This is a genomic window from Ornithinibacillus massiliensis (assembly GCF_018310345.1).
Taxonomy (GTDB): Bacteria; Bacillota; Bacilli; order Bacillales; family Amphibacillaceae; genus Ornithinibacillus; species Ornithinibacillus massiliensis.
In genome coordinates, this window is sequence record NZ_JAGXBY010000003.1 from 20770 (window position 1) to 36111 (window position 15342).

Here is a 15342-nt window from a genome sequence, read left to right on the forward strand (position 1 = left end):
TCCTATCCCACTAGTTGATAATATATATTTCTTGCCTGTTCAATTGAATTCGTTCCATGAATTAACACTCTACCATCCTTGAATATTACAACCCGAAATGAGTGATAATCGACTGAAAGTAAAAAATCATTTTGATGAACCGTTCCAATTTCGCTTAATCGTCTAGCAAGTTCTTCCATATGTACTTCTCGTTTCGACCGAACTTGAACCGTATTTCTCCCACAAAGAACTTCCATTTTGGTTTGTGACTCATAGGTTAGTTTCGGATATATAGGATTCTCCCCACATGTAGGACAAGTATTTTTCTTTGCACGTTTAATGTCCATGGTGTGAAACATATTATTCCATAAATCAAAGGTTACTAGCTTCGTACGTAGAGATTCATCATCCTCTACTAAGATTTTTAATGCCTCCGCTTGCTGAAGTGCGACAACCATTTGTACAGCCGGGGAGATGACCCCTACTGAATCACAGGTTGCACCTGAAGCTGGTGTTGCATCAAGTAAACATTGTAAGCAAGGTGTTTCTTGAGGTACGATGGTATAACTCATCCCTGTACTACCGACACACGAGCCAAATATCCATGGAATGGTATATTGATGGATTAAATCATTAATAACAAAACGAATATCAAAATTATCCGTAGCATCAATAACTAAGTCCACATCCTCCATCAATGGTGGCAAATTCGAACTCGTACCATCCATGACATACGCATTAATCGTGACGGAAGAATTGATGTTAAGTAAGTGTTCTTTAGCAGCTATCGCTTTCGGTAATTGCTTCAAACAATCTTCCTCAGTAAATAGCTGTTGTCTTTGTAAATTACTTATCTCGACATAATCCCGATCAACGATGGACAGCCTACCTATTCCAGCTCGCACTAAGCTTTCTGCATTCATCGTTCCAAGTGCGCCACATCCAATAATTAACACGTGCTTACTCTGTATCTTTTTTTGACCACTTACTCCGATTGGTTTGTATAATTCCTGGCGCGAATAACGATCCTTCATTGACTTTCCCTCACTTAAGTAAGATAATATCAACCACCGATATAGGACATTTCAATTTTTTCTTTATTTCTTGAGGATTCTTCTGTTCTCTCATCGGAATATCTGTCCGTTCGATTTTGCCAAATTGCTATGATTTGTTTCTCTAATTCCTCATCTGTAGCCCCTGAGCGAATTAGTTCTTTCAAATCGAATCCACTTGCAGCGAACAAGCAAGTATAGACCTTACCATCTGCTGCAATTCGAGCTCTTGTACACGTCGAGCAAAAGGATTCCGAAACCGAAGTAATAAAACCAACCTCTACTTTACTACCTACGTACCGGTAGCGCTTTGCTACTTCCCCTACATATGCAGGGTCGACAGGCTCTAAATCAAAATGGTCTGTTAACTGGTCATAGATTTCTCTTTTTGTCACTACTTTACTAAAATCCCAACCATTCGTACTGCCAACATCCATAAATTCGATAAACCTTAATGAAATACCTTTATTTTTAAAAAACTTAGCCATTGGAATAATCTCCTGATCATTCATACCCTTTTTTACAACCATATTCACTTTTACATCAAGGCCCACTTGTAGAGCCTTTTCCATACCTTGTATTACTCTATTCGTACTTACGCCACTTTCATTAATCAATTGAAATAAATCATTATCAAGAGCATCTAAACTAACATTAACCCGTTTTAAGCCAGCCGCTTTTATCGATACAGCCATTTTCTCTAGTAATGTAGCATTAGTTGTTAAACCAATATCTTGTAACCCTTCAATGGCAGATAATCTAGCTATTAAGTTGGATAGATCTCTACGCAATAATGGTTCTCCACCTGTAATACGAATCTTTTTAACACCTAACTTCACAAATGTCTTCGCTAGTCTCTCAATCTCTTCAAATGTTAGTAAATGACTTTTAGGTAAGAATGGATAGTTTTTCCCAAATATTTCCTTAGGCATACAATATGTACAACGAAAATTACAACGATCTGTTACGGAAATACGCAAATCCTGTATGGGACGACCAAATTTATCCGTAATATTCATGCGTATCGGCCTCCTAATGACCTGTTTTGACTAAAAATGGTGGGATAATAGAAAAAGATCTAACGAAAGCCTTAGCATTCGCTATATTATCCTTAGAAAATTCCAACGGCGTATGGACTGGTGAGCCAAACATTCTCAAAAGAGATAATGGCTCACCAAATTTATGTTTCAAACAATTACCCACCCATGTAGCAATTCAGTAGAAATCCACTTTTATTCTATCTCCACGCCATTCAAGCATGGTATTTGCTATTGCTACTTACTTCTTTAATCCTAGATGGATGTGTATAAACGTTCATTTTATTTTCTCTGGCAAAACCAATTGCTGTAATACCTAGATCATTTGCTAGATTTAATGCTAGATCTGTTGGTGCTGACTTAGACAATAATATTCCAACACCAATCTTGGATATCTTAAGCAGTACTTCCGATGAGATACGACCACTAAATACGATAAGTTTATCTGCTAATGGGATATGATTCTGTAATACACTACCATACACTTTATCTAGTGCATTATGCCTTCCTATATCGGTACGAATCTCTAACAAATCTTCTGGTGTTGCAAGTGCTGCATTGTGAACACCGCCAGTTCTTTTAAATTGTTCAGAACGTTCTTGTAAGTCTTTCATAAGATTATAGCATTGTTCTACAGATAACGATAATGAACTCGTTATCGTTTTAGCAGTTTTGACATCACTTTTAAAGTAAAACTGTCTACTTTTCCCACAACACGAACCAATAAATCGTTTGGAATAATCCTGCTCTCGCAAGTTTATTTGGTTATATAAGTCGACATAGGCAAATCCGCCCACCTGATCTATCGAAAGGTTTTTAATTTCCTTGAATAGGCGAATAATCCCCTCTGAAGCCAGAAATCCTACTACAAGCTCTTCTAAATTAGTTGGGGAACAGAGCATTGTTGCAAATTCTTCCCCATTCAAAATAATGGTTAAAGGAAACTCTATAGCAATCTCCTCTTCCACTTCTAACGCCTCTCTACCATGAAAACGAACTATCTCCCAACTATCCTGATTGATATCATTCATCGTCTCACCTTCATTGTGGTTCCATTTCTAATTCTTCTATACGTTTTTCCACGTACTTGGTATCTTTTTGGGCATAGTAGGTTTCCGCTTTCTCCACAATGACTGCAGTATTATATTCTGGTATTCCAGCAAAGCTCTCATAGACACCCTTAGGAATTAAGGAATTTCCTTCAGGCCAATGTACTTCCAAATTACCAGACCGTACTGGGACAAATTTTGCACGTCCAGTAAATGACCCATGCTGATTAAAGACGACAATTGCATCTCCCTCTTGAATACCAAGTTCTTTTCCATCCTTTTTGTTCATTAGTACATCAAATCGATCTGCAGCATTAAACGGATCTTTCTCATGATAAATCATCGAATTAAATTGTTTTCCCCGTCGAGTAGTTACATAAAAATGTCCTTCAGGTTTTCGTAATTCCGGTAATTCAACCGTAATTAAATTCCCTTTTCCATCAGGTGATGGACAGATACCACCTTCACATAACCATGCTCCTCCCCATTGGAACAGATCACCCTTTTTCTTTAGATGTTGAATCCCATCATAGTTTGGTGCTGCCTTAGCAATCTCTTCACGTATTTCAGAGGCATCCTTAAAATCAACTAATTCTTTCCTATCCGGTCTAACTCTTTTTGCTAAATCAATATATATTTCCCATTCTGCTCGCGCTTCTTCAATTCTAGGTCCTTTAATTTCTGGTGAGAAATAGACCATTCTTTCTGTTGAAGTAGATGTTCCTCCACCAGGCTGCTCATACCGCGTCATAGCAGGTAAAACGAGAACAGCCTCTTTGGCATCTAGTAGTGTCGAGGTATTCAAGATAATATCTTGATGCACTCGTAAATCAATATTTTCCAAACTGTCCTTCACAAAATCTGGATCTGGCATCGTTTCTAAGAAATTTCCACCAGACATATAATAGAGCTTTAATTTTCTTTCATGCTGTTCTGGCAATAGTGCATTTTCCAAGGAAACCCCAACAATATCTCCTTGCCATTGTGGGATATCAAATCGCCAAATTTGTTCTATTCGCTTCCTGTTATTTTCATCCAGACCTCCACCTGGTAAGGAGAATGGATCTGCTCCCATTTCGGAAGAGCCTTGCACCCCAGAGTGCCCACGGATTGGCATTAAGCCACAGTGCTCTCTACCGAGAAAGCCTCTAAGCAATGCTAAATTCGCTACTTGTGATATATTATCTGTACCAAATCGATGCTGCGTAAGGCCCATCGACCAAACAAAAACCGCAGAGCTTGATTTGGCAAGTAAGTGAGCTAATTCTAGCATCCTCTCTTTCGAAATACCCGAGGATTTTTCTAATTGCTTCCAATTATAGGATTTTACTTTTGCTTGCAATTCTGCTAAGCCATTTACATGATTGTTTATAAAATTGTGATCAAGGGCTGATCCTGGTTCACGTTCTTCCATTTCAAACCAATGCTTCATTATTCCATGCATAAAGGCGATATCACCACCAATATTAATCTGGTAGAAATCATCTGCAATCTTCGTTCCGAACAGTGCTGATTCTGGAATGGAAGGAACCCAATACCGATCCATTGCCGGCTCATGGTATGGATTAATAATGATGATTTTGGTTCCTTTACGTTTAGCTGCATACATATATTTCGTGGATACAGGCTGATTATTAGCAGCGACAGATCCCCAGAATACGAGGACATCTGTACCAATCCAGTCTTTATAATTACAAGTAGAAGCTCCCACACCAATAGAGCGGCTCAACGCCGTTTTAGATGGTGAATGGCAGATACGTGAAGCATTATCTACATTATTTACTCCTAAAAAACGAGAAACCTTTGCTAACGTGTAATATACTTCATTTGTTATTCCCCTCGAGGTTGTATAAAACGCAGCTTGTTTCGGATTAATCGCTTTCATTTTATCCGCGATCCTATCTAGGGCGTCATCCCATGATATTCGTCTAAAATTTCGGTCCCCCGGCTTACGGATTAATGGATAAGGAATTCTTCCTAGCTTACGAAGTTCTGTACTACTCATCTTTTGCAGTTCTTTTATATCAGCATGTAAAATATCTTCCTTTATTGGCCCCATCGTATTCAGACGAAGTACATTCAATCTTGTCGTACATACATGTGGACCCTTTAATGTTTGATCTTTAAGCCCAGCAACACCTAGTGCACAACCATCACATACACCCTGCGTAAGAATTCGAGTTGCGTATGGTAGGTTATCCTTATTCTCCCACACCACTTTCATCGTATCTCGAATATGATGTGGTTTTACTTTTCCTAATCCAAATGGTACTTTACTTACCCAAAGCTTAGGATCAGGCTTCTTCGATATTTTGATCGGACCAGTATGCTTCGTTTTTCCCAAAACGTTCTCCTCCTTTATAACTGGTTGAGATACACATGTAGGGTCAAACTCCTTATTAGAAGTCGCGACCCTTTTTTGATTGCCAATATGCTATTCCTGTGTTGCTGCAGAGGCATGCTGAACAGTAAGCTTCTCTCTTTCCCCTCGAAGTCGTTTAATATCCAATCGTATCCACAAAGATAGCCCTAACGCTACCGCGAACATAATAGAAAATATAGTCATCGTTAACGTATAACTACCCGTATTATCATAGATAAAGGAAAGCAGAATAGGCCCTACTACACCAGCCATAGCCCATGCGGTTAAAATATAGCCATGAATTGCACCTAGTTGCTTTGTTCCAAATAAATCACCAATATATGCTGGTATCGATGCGAATCCACCGCCATAACACGTTAGTATCGCAAACAAAAGAACTTGGAATAAAATTGCATTAGATGCAAATGGTAAGATGGCAAATGCCACTACTTGAATAACAAAAAAAGCAGTGTATACATTTGGACGACCAATATAATCACTTAATGACGCCCAGCCAATTCGTCCTCCACCATTGAACAAGCCTAATACACCTACCATAGCAGCTGCAGCAATAGCTGTCATTCCGGTAATTTCCTGTGCCATTGGGGATGCTACGGCAAGAATGGCAATTCCACAAGTGACATTAATAAATAACATAAACCATAACATCCAGAATCTTCTTGTTTTGATTGCTTCATTAGCAGTTAACTGGGATAAATCTTCTCTTATCTTAATCTTGGTCTTACCAGATTCTTGTTTTTCCACAAAGCCTGCTGGTGCCCAACCTTCTGGTGGTGGTGCTAAGTATTGAGCAGATGCCGTCATGACAACAAAATAAACCGCTCCAAGAATAAAGAATGTATTCGATATTCCAACTAGACCTATTAACGATTCGATGGCCGGACCACTGAGCATAGCAGCAAATCCAAATCCCATAATAGCTAAACCAGTTGCCAAACCACGCCGATCAGGGAACCACTTAACAAGTGTTGACACTGGTGATATGTACCCAATCCCAAGTCCCATTCCTCCGATAATTCCATAGAAAAGATATAATAAAGGCAATGATTCCAAAAGCGTTGCAACACCTGAACCAGCAACTCCTAACCCAAAGAATATCGCTGCAAGCATACTTGATTTTTTAGGACCGTTTTTTTCTACAAAGCGCCCCATAAATGCTGCCGAAAAGCCTAAGCAGAAAATAGCAATGCTAAAAGCTGTCGAAACTTGTGTCTGACTCCAACCATATTGTTCAATCATTGGATTGGTGAACACACTCCATGCATACGCCGATCCAATGGAAAGGTGAACACCAAGAGCAGATGCTGCGATTAGCCACCTATTTTTGACCTTCTCCATAAACATCCTCCTTTAATAATAGTAAGTTTCATCATTAACAACTAGAAAACTACAGAAAATAAGTTCACTATATAGCGGTTAATGGCAGATAGGGCTTTTATAATAGCTTTGCAAACAAGACGTAAACGTATTATTTTTTATTATTTTCAATCAATTCTGTTTATTATCCTATCATGAAAGCGTTTGCTAATCAACTATTAATTTTCTGCTTTACCAGACTAAAATAAAAAAGCTTTGCAAGGTGAACCCATTAGCTAGTATATTGATTGATACTAACATAGCGGTTCAGACCGATTGCAAGGCTCTTTATAAAGGATTATCGATAAAAAATGTTAAAACTTTCGCTTCATTTTCATCTACTGGAACAAATAGATGCGGTTTAGAACCTTGGAAGCAGGCACTGTCTCCTTTTTCCATATAATACTTCTTTCCATCATATAAAAGATATATTGCCCCTTCTAGAATAAAGATAAATTCGTCTTGTGAGTGAGTATAGGTATCTTCACGAGCATTTAAATTCTTAGGGGTTACATGAACAATAGTCGGTTCAAATCCAGATAGCGATGAACGATTTGCAAGAAGCTCATAGGAATACCCCATATTTTCATCCCCAAATCTCGGCCTTCTACTGGACTTAGGTAATAAAACCAAGTCTTGTTCATTTTGTTCATCTAATAGCCATGAGAGAGAAACTTCGAGTACTTCACTGATTTTAGAAAGGGTTGCAATGGCAGATGCAGATTGCCCGTTTTCTATTTTCGATAGCATACTTTTTGAAATACCTGCTACATCTGCAACTTGCTGCTGAGTCCATTTTTTCCGCAAGCGCATTTCTTTTATTTTCTTCCCGATTGTTTCCAGATTAATGATCTTTCTCTCCCCTCTTGCTGTTGCAAATCTTTCTTCTATCATAGATTAGAGATAATTTGCTAGTCAAGAGTAGGATAAGGATAGATTTTTATACGTTAGCTAACTTTATCTTCATTAATATTACTTAGTACCTTTGTTTTCGTTACAAAAATATAAATAGACAATAGGATACAGAATAATAAGCTTATATGAAAAATGGTATGTAAAGTATTTGGAACTATCCCATTCATCATAGGAAGAAAAGCATGTGTATTGCCAAACATCGTGGTGTAACCTTCCACTTTCTCTTGAGCCCCTATTCCAGTAAAATATGGAATCCACCAACTCATTAGAGCCCCTGCGAATATACATAATGGGTGGATAACTAGCCAAATTTTAATTAGTAAGGGATATGTTTTACCAGCATACAACAATATTAATGTGATAAATAATGCTATCTGTATGACACCAATTAATGTTACTAAAATGAGTTCATTCGTAGTTTTTTCTTGTTTAATTGCTTCAATATCGTTTAGCGAGCCTAGCGGAACGAAGTCTTGTACAATCATAAAAAGTAAGATAAAACTATAACCCAAGAGTAGTACCTTTTCACTTAGGCGAATATTTCTCATTATCAAATCCCCCCAGAGTCATTTTCCTACATTTTACCACTGATAAAGAAATATAGTTTTAATTATATGTAAAATAAAAAAGGATTGTGATTTAACACCTTAATCACAATCCCCCTATGTTAACCTGTTCCTTCAACATAAGCTAATGATCGACTAGGGAGTTTTTTTCCTAGTTTGTTTTGGATAAAAATAGATGCTTCTTGAACCTTTTTATCCTGTATACCTGTGCTTATCCCTAACCCATGTAATAAATATAGGACATCATTTGTTGCTACATTACCTGCTGCACCAGGAGCATAAGGACAGCCTCCTAGTCCACCAATTGACGTATCAAACCTTGTAATTCCATAATTTAATGCGGTCATGATATTAGCAATCGCCATTCCTCTAGTATCATGGAAATGCATGATTATTTTTTCTTTTGGAAATCGCTTCAGTATTTCATCCAGTAGTAGTTCTACTTGAGAGGGTACTGCTGAACCAATCGTGTCCCCTAGTGAAATATCATTCACACCACTTGTGATTAATTGATCACATACTTGCATAACCTGAGTCGGCGTTATTTTCCCTTCATATGGACATTCAAATACTGTAGAAACATAGCCCGTAACTTTTTTCTTTTCTTTTTTCGCCTCATCAATAACTTGCTTTAGTACAGGATAGGTTTCCGTTATCGATTTGTTGATGTTCTTTACATTATGGGTTTCACTCGCTGACATAAAAACAGACGCTCCGTCTATACCTGCTTCTAATGCATTCTCCAACCCTCTTATGTTTGGGACTAACGCCGAATACACGACAGCAGGATTACGCTTAATCCGCTTCCCTACCTCCTTAGCATCTGCTAAGGCTGGGATCCATTTCGGATTAACAAATGAAGAGTATTCTATTTCTGTTACTCCCGTATTAGAGAGCATATCTATCCATGCCACTTTATCGTCTGTCGTGATAAACTGTTTTTCATTTTGTAGACCATCACGAGGACCCACTTCTTTTAACTGAACAAAATCAGGTCTTTTTCCCACGTATTCCCCTCCTCTTTATTGATGATAAAAGCCTCCTGTTTCCGATTACATGTATATAAGTACAATATGTTAGAAATATAAAATCGTTTTTATTATCTCTTATTCAATATTGTATCCTTTTATTCAACTTTGTTGAATAAAGTTTAACCTACTATAATACATTATGTCAAACCATTATTTTTAAATTTTTTGATTTATAAGTATTATTTCTAGATACTGCTTTTTTCGCTGTGTATTATCTGTATGGCCTTACGTTTTATGTATTCTCACTTAAGAGCTTTTGGCGTTTTAGAACTTTTATACAGTGATACAGATTGATGCCTACCTATCTACATATAACTACATAAGAAGTGACATATATAATCAATTATGCAATTTACATTGAATATAGTATGATAGATAAGGTATGTAATACCTTGTAAGTTCTATAGGGAAAGGAAATAGACATGAGCATAAAAGATGAAGTAGCAAAGCGAAAAACATTTGCAATCATTTCCCACCCAGATGCTGGGAAAACAACATTAACTGAAAAATTATTATTATATGGAAATCTAATTCGTACTGCCGGTACGGTAAAGGGTAAAAAATCTGGTAAATTCGCTACATCTGATTGGATGGAAATCGAAAAACAGCGTGGTATTTCCGTAACCTCCAGTGTAATGAATTTTCCATATAAAGATTTTCAAGTAAATATTCTCGATACACCTGGACACGAAGATTTCAGTGAGGATACGTATCGTACGCTGACGGCTGTCGATAGTGTTGTTATGATTATTGATTCAGTAAAAGGGATTGAACCACAAACAATTAAATTATTTAAAGTATGTAGAATGCGTGGTATTCCTATTTTTACGTTTATTAATAAATTGGACCGTGAAGGTAGAGAACCCTTCGAACTACTAGAAGAGATTGAGGAAGTTCTGGAAATCGAAACATATCCTATGAACTGGCCTGTCGGTATGGGGAAACGTTTCCTTGGTATATTCGATCGAATGAATCAGCAATTTATTAAATTTAATGGTAATGAAGCTGAATCTCACATTCCGTATGGAGAACTTGAGAATGAAGCGAATCAAGCCATGACAACCACTAGCGAATTTGAGGCCGCAAAAGAGGAATTGGCATTATTAGATGAGGCTGGTAACCAATTCTCATTAGAAGCTGTTTTAAACGGAGAGCAAACACCAGTATTTTTCGGAAGTGCACTAGCTCCCTTTGGTGTTCATGACTTTTTTGATACATTTATAAAGCTTGCACCGTCACCCCAAGCTAGAAGGTCAACTGAAGGAATTGTATCCCCGGATAATCCTGATTTCTCTGGATTTATCTTTAAAATTCAAGCGAATATGAACCCTGCACACCGAGACCGGATTGCCTTCGTTCGCGTTTGCTCTGGTAAGTTTGAACGTGGTATGAGTGTGAAGTTATCCCGTACAGGTAAAGTATTTAAGCTATCACAATCGCAACAAATTGTTGCTTCTACCCGAGATACAATCGATGAAGCTTATGCTGGAGATATTATTGGAATCTATGACCCTAATGCCTATCAAATTGGAGATACATTATTAGAAGGAAAGGCAGCTTTTGAATTTGATGAACTTCCAAAGTTTCCACCTGAATTATTTAAAAAAGTAATGGCAAAAAATGTTATGAAATCGAAACAGTTCAAAAAAGGAATTGAGCAGCTTGTACAAGAAGGAGCAATTCAACTATTTAAAGACAAACGAACGGAGTCCTATATTCTCGGAGCAGTCGGTGAATTGCAATACGAAGTGTTCAAATACCGTATGGAAAATGAATACAATGTAGAGGTTATGTTTGAATCGATTGGGGAACGGATACCTCGATGGTTAAAGGCAGAACAGGTAAAGGAATCGCTATTTGATGATCGTAATTTACTTGTTCGCGATCGCAACGATAATTATCTCGTCCTATTCCGTAACGAGTTTGCATTGAACTGGTTTAAAGATAATCATAAGGACATTGAGTTAATTGATTTGTTTGAAGTTAATTCGTATGGCCAAGTTAAATAAAATAGTTTTTAGTAGGATAACGATATTCAACTAACAACTTAAATGATATAACGTGCACCTCACACGGCTCCGGAAATAACTCTTGCTAAAGCTGTTAAGCTAGGCTTCTATTTATTTTCGGAGCTGTTATCGTGCATCGTTGTATTTACTCAAGAGTCTCTTTTATTCCACTCTTGATAAAACACTTCTACACTAGGGAAGCGTTTGTTTCGATCCTTTTCCACCGCCTTAATGGCAACCTCATACAGGTCTCTGCCAGCTTCCCATTTATCATATGAACGATTTAATTCTCCACCTAATAGGGAAAAAGCCATCGCTCCCATATTAAAGACGTTTGTGCTACCGTCTATTACAGCACCTAATTCAAATTCTTCTGGGGACATAAATCGAGATGAGCCCCACATCCTCCCCATCGTGTTTATATATGGCTTTTTCTGATATAAATCAATATCACAAATCTTAAGCTGGTAATTCGTGAAATCATATAATATACTTCCATCATAAAAATCAATGGCAACATACCCATGATGTTCAACATGAACGTGAAATTCCAAAATTTTCTTAAAAGCTGTCAGTCGTTTTTCTATAGGCAATTGTTTAAACCGGAAGAATGGTGCATCAGGATGCTCATATTTAAGTGGTGGTGGGAAATTCCAGTGATTGTGTAATACTTCTCCATCAAACCAATCAAATAATAGACAATATCCATCCCCCACTTCCATATGATCCAATAAATTGACTAAAGAAGCATGAGATAGTTCTTGATAAATTCCAACCGATTGTTTAAGATTTTGAACTGCCAATTCTGGAGAAACAGAACCATGAAGAGTCTCCGCTCCTGCGTATTTCAAGAATCGTTTAACTCCTTCGCTTTCTATTCCAAAGCTTATATTACCAGAATCTTGCTGATCAAACACCGTAAAGACTTGGCCAAATCTGTTTAACCAATTAAAGTTATAATCCGCTTTTAGTTGAATGGAAATATCCTGATTTAACTGTTTTTTTATCATATGTACTCCTTCTTTTTCGAACTAATGAATGTAAGCTTTGACATAAAAAGAAAAAAATGAGGTTGTCTTTTGCATTAATTAGATAATTTATAGGAAAGTTCTCCTCTTTCAAATGACCAATTCATTTCTCTTATCACGGTGTATGAAACATGGGGAGGAATACGTTTTAATGCCGTTTCCGAAACGATTAAACGATTTAGATGTAATGTGTTAGCAATTTGGATAATGGAAGCATTATCTCGTTTAAAATTAGGCCCTAAACTATGTAATGCTTGCTCAATCGCATCTTGTTCAGTAGGATAGATAAACGGAAACATAGCTCTTCTTAAAAAAGTACTAGTAATACAGTTCATATATGTTGCTTCTCTATCAACCTTATGAAACAATCTCTCTGTAGTAAAATCGGCAAGACCTACCCCTTGTGCATTTCCATGTGAAGCACTTGATAAATCTAGTACAACTATCCTTTTAATTCTTGGCTCTATTGGTTCTTCTATTCCATCAATCCGTAGTCTTCCGATTATATTCGGATCCATCCCTGTACCACTATAGTTTTTTCCCATCTCTTCGACGATTAATAAATCAATATCCTTAATGGGTAAGGAAGGCATTAGTTCTTTTGCTTTCTTCAATAGTATAGCCTCTTCTTCATGCCAATTATCTACCGAGACCCCCTGGATAATTGCGGTCTGGTCATAACTGTCTTCTACGATAGCAAGCCCCATACGAATAGGAGAATTTTCTAGTGCCACTTTCGAGCCTTCGACAAGATTATATTCCATCCTATCTGCTCCCTGACTATGAAAGAAGCTTGCACCTTTTTGCTTCCCTAAGCCAACCAACACCATCTTACTTAAACCGCTTTCTATCTTGCCACTAAAAGCTGTATGAGGCTTAATTCGATTAATCACTATAATCGCATCTGCCTGATAGGCTAGCTTGTCCATATAGATTGGGAAATCATCATGTATTTCTCCAACTTTAACAACTTCCATAGACGATCGAATTGGCGCTCCAACTGATTCTTCAGTAATCCCAAGATGTTCTAATACCCGAACCTGTCCTTCTGCTGTTGCCCCGCCATGGCTTCCCATGGAAGGAACAATAAAAGGTCGCAGCTTCTTGCTTTGTAAATACAAAACAATTTCTTTTAATATATTGACTATATTATCTATACCACGACTTCCAGCTGTAATAGCTACCTCTGCTCCAGGAGGTAAATCATTTATACTACTATTTTGTTTCATCTCATTCCATATCATATGTTTCAAGTTTTTTAACTTAGAAGATTTAAATGACTGTACAATTTCATATAAAATCATAGTACCATCTCCTAATCGACAGGCTTAATTATCAGTATACATGATATATTCTGTATATTCATCAAAATGCTCCAAAGTAACCACACTTTGGGTAAGAGGCATGAATTTGGGGTATGTTATAGATGGAGGTGTGTATCTTGGATAAAGATTTACGTGAATATCGAACAGGTCAGGGTGTACCGTTATCAGGATCATATATGTGTCAGTCAGGGGCAATGGCAAAATTGAGTAAAGACGAAACATTCCCACAATGTCCTGTAAGTAAAGAGGACACATATTGGAAACATCATCAAGAGAAATAAAAAATGATAAGAAGAACTATTGTCTTTGTTATGACAAAGTTCTTCTTAATTTTGAACCTATAATCATACTAATTCCTTTCCAAGCATAACGTCCCTTGCCCATTTAACCGATTGTTTATATAGATTATTGAAGGTCTTAGCATTAATCCCTAATTTTACTGCTAATGCATCCATTTTGGACCACTCTTCTTTTTCCGCAGCACTAACTAAGTTTATTATAGAAGTTAAAGAGGTTTCTTTCCCTAATAATGTATCTTTAATATCCTGTTCGAGTGGAAGATTCTTTAAGATATGAATTAAAGGTTGCTTATAAATCGTATCTACTAGTGAAAAAAGACCCGTTAAAAATAATCTCGAGCTATCTTTACGGTTACCTAGATGAAGTGCTATTAATTCACTCGCCTTTGCTCTTGTTAAGCTAAGTTTTATGACTTCTTCTGTTAACCGATCTGATTTATCGTATCGCTCCCGAAATGATATGACATAGATCCATTTTCGAAGCTCTATTAGGCCCAGTAAAACGATTGATTGTTTAATAGATTTTATCTCGTACACGAGTCCGATGGCTGGAGAATTAAGTAATCGCAGTAGTTTATAGGACAAAGAGACATCCGACTCAATATATTGTGTAATTTTATCAATATCTGGTTCTCCCTTAGAAAGCTCCGAGATAAGAATGAATAGGTTATGGTTCAGCACAGGTAGGTCTTTCGTCGACAAGATGACAGGTTTACTGAAGAAGTACCCTTGAAAATATGTATAACCATCCTTTACGCACTGTTTGTATTCCTCTCGTGTCTCTACCTTTTCAGCTAGAAAGACAATAGATGTATCCTGAAGACGATTCATGATTCTTAGCTGTTCCGATCTACTTGTTTTTTGAATGTCAATTTTTATAATATCTGCTAAATGAATAAGCTTATAGAAATTCTCATCTTCTTCCCTACATTCAAAGTCATCCAGTGCTATTCTGTACCCTAGTTTTTTTAAACTTTGACAGTTTTCTATAATTTGATCTGTCGGCCTAACCGACTCTAATACTTCTATTACCATGAGTTCAGGCTGTAAAAATGTAGGAACAGTATTTTCTAATAATGTCTCAGTAAAATTAATGAAACACGGTTTTCCTTCTGATAGGTCATTAATACCAAACTGTAAAAAACTATTAATCACCTCAGAGGTGGCATGATCATCATTCCCCGCCAAATATACATTCTTATGTCGGTTATCTCTATATAATAATTCGTATGCAAACACTTCTAGCTCTTTATTTAAAATTGGTTGCCGACCTACATATACTTCCATATTCCCACCTCATAAATCGAAATCCT

At 37.1% G+C, this 15342-nt stretch carries 14 protein-coding genes; 2 read left to right on the plus strand and 12 right to left on the minus strand.

The window, feature by feature from the left end:
- Positions 1 to 2 precede the first annotated feature (2 nt).
- From KGF86_RS08700 to KGF86_RS08740, 9 genes are all read right to left on the minus strand, one after another.
- On the minus strand, positions 3 to 1013 hold the full coding sequence (locus KGF86_RS08700; protein ID WP_186870108.1) for a MoeB/ThiF family adenylyltransferase: 1011 nt from the start codon (positions 1011 to 1013) through the stop codon (positions 3 to 5).
- Between the two features lie 29 nt (positions 1014 to 1042).
- A complete protein-coding gene (gene moaA / locus KGF86_RS08705; RefSeq protein WP_343221455.1) occupies positions 1043 to 2056 on the minus strand; it encodes a GTP 3',8-cyclase MoaA in 1014 nt (337 codons plus the stop codon).
- Between the two features lie 7 nt (positions 2057 to 2063).
- Positions 2064 to 2222 carry a hypothetical protein gene (locus tag KGF86_RS08710; RefSeq protein WP_211741607.1) on the minus strand — a complete coding sequence of 53 codons (159 nt, stop codon included), beginning with the start codon at positions 2220 to 2222 and terminating at the stop codon, positions 2064 to 2066.
- A gap of 61 nt (positions 2223 to 2283) precedes the next feature.
- Positions 2284 to 3099 (minus strand): formate dehydrogenase accessory sulfurtransferase FdhD, encoded by an 816-nt coding sequence (fdhD, locus tag KGF86_RS08715; RefSeq protein WP_186870106.1) that lies wholly within the window; start codon positions 3097 to 3099, stop codon positions 2284 to 2286.
- Positions 3100 to 3109: 10 nt separating this feature from the next.
- Complete coding sequence (locus KGF86_RS08720; RefSeq protein ID WP_211741608.1) at positions 3110 to 5461, minus strand: FdhF/YdeP family oxidoreductase; 2352 nt, start codon at positions 5459 to 5461, stop codon at positions 3110 to 3112.
- A gap of 90 nt (positions 5462 to 5551) precedes the next feature.
- On the minus strand, positions 5552 to 6838 hold the full coding sequence (locus KGF86_RS08725) for an L-lactate MFS transporter (protein WP_186870104.1): 1287 nt from the start codon (positions 6836 to 6838) through the stop codon (positions 5552 to 5554).
- 306 nt (positions 6839 to 7144) lie between these two features.
- A complete protein-coding gene (locus KGF86_RS08730) occupies positions 7145 to 7750 on the minus strand; it encodes a helix-turn-helix domain-containing protein (protein WP_186870103.1) in 606 nt (201 codons plus the stop codon).
- Positions 7751 to 7803: 53 nt separating this feature from the next.
- Positions 7804 to 8319, minus strand: coding sequence for a hypothetical protein (locus KGF86_RS08735; protein ID WP_222619036.1), 516 nt, complete (start codon positions 8317 to 8319; stop codon positions 7804 to 7806).
- Between the two features lie 119 nt (positions 8320 to 8438).
- Complete coding sequence (locus tag KGF86_RS08740) at positions 8439 to 9344, minus strand: hydroxymethylglutaryl-CoA lyase (protein WP_186870102.1); 906 nt, start codon at positions 9342 to 9344, stop codon at positions 8439 to 8441.
- Between the two features lie 446 nt (positions 9345 to 9790).
- Between KGF86_RS08740 and KGF86_RS08745 the strand changes: the two genes are divergently transcribed.
- Positions 9791 to 11377: a peptide chain release factor 3 gene (locus KGF86_RS08745; RefSeq protein WP_211741609.1), complete on the plus strand. Its 1587-nt coding sequence runs from the start codon at positions 9791 to 9793 to the stop codon at positions 11375 to 11377.
- Between the two features lie 149 nt (positions 11378 to 11526).
- Here KGF86_RS08745 and KGF86_RS08750 read toward each other — a convergent pair whose 3' ends face one another.
- On the minus strand, positions 11527 to 12387 hold the full coding sequence (locus KGF86_RS08750) for a protein kinase family protein (protein ID WP_211741610.1): 861 nt from the start codon (positions 12385 to 12387) through the stop codon (positions 11527 to 11529).
- A gap of 74 nt (positions 12388 to 12461) precedes the next feature.
- Positions 12462 to 13709, minus strand: coding sequence for a nickel pincer cofactor-dependent isomerase, group 22 (locus KGF86_RS08755; protein WP_211741611.1), 1248 nt, complete (start codon positions 13707 to 13709; stop codon positions 12462 to 12464).
- Positions 13710 to 13846: 137 nt separating this feature from the next.
- Here KGF86_RS08755 and KGF86_RS08760 point away from each other — a divergent pair, with 137 nt between their 5' ends.
- Positions 13847 to 14011: a hypothetical protein gene (locus tag KGF86_RS08760; RefSeq protein WP_186870098.1), complete on the plus strand. Its 165-nt coding sequence runs from the start codon at positions 13847 to 13849 to the stop codon at positions 14009 to 14011.
- A gap of 63 nt (positions 14012 to 14074) precedes the next feature.
- On the opposite strand, the gene KGF86_RS08765 is transcribed toward KGF86_RS08760, so the two are convergent.
- A complete protein-coding gene (locus KGF86_RS08765; RefSeq protein ID WP_186870097.1) occupies positions 14075 to 15316 on the minus strand; it encodes an EAL and HDOD domain-containing protein in 1242 nt (413 codons plus the stop codon).
- Positions 15317 to 15342: the final 26 nt, after the last annotated feature.

What these genes read in the sequence shown, in the direction of transcription:
- KGF86_RS08700 (WP_186870108.1), bottom strand. Translation starts at nt 1,013, where the DNA reads ATGAAGGATCGTTATTCGCGCCAGGAATTATACAAACCAATCGGAGTA.
- fdhD (WP_186870106.1), bottom strand. Translation starts at nt 3,099, where the DNA reads ATGAATGATATCAATCAGGATAGTTGGGAGATAGTTCGTTTTCATGGT.
- KGF86_RS08725 (WP_186870104.1), bottom strand. Translation starts at nt 6,838, where the DNA reads ATGGAGAAGGTCAAAAATAGGTGGCTAATCGCAGCATCTGCTCTTGGT.
- KGF86_RS08730 (WP_186870103.1), bottom strand. Translation starts at nt 7,750, where the DNA reads ATGATAGAAGAAAGATTTGCAACAGCAAGAGGGGAGAGAAAGATCATT.
- KGF86_RS08735 (WP_222619036.1), bottom strand. Translation starts at nt 8,319, where the DNA reads ATGAGAAATATTCGCCTAAGTGAAAAGGTACTACTCTTGGGTTATAGT.
- KGF86_RS08745 (WP_211741609.1), top strand. Translation starts at nt 9,791, where the DNA reads ATGAGCATAAAAGATGAAGTAGCAAAGCGAAAAACATTTGCAATCATT.
- KGF86_RS08750 (WP_211741610.1), bottom strand. Translation starts at nt 12,387, where the DNA reads ATGATAAAAAAACAGTTAAATCAGGATATTTCCATTCAACTAAAAGCG.
- KGF86_RS08755 (WP_211741611.1), bottom strand. Translation starts at nt 13,709, where the DNA reads ATGATTTTATATGAAATTGTACAGTCATTTAAATCTTCTAAGTTAAAA.
- KGF86_RS08765 (WP_186870097.1), bottom strand. Translation starts at nt 15,316, where the DNA reads ATGGAAGTATATGTAGGTCGGCAACCAATTTTAAATAAAGAGCTAGAA.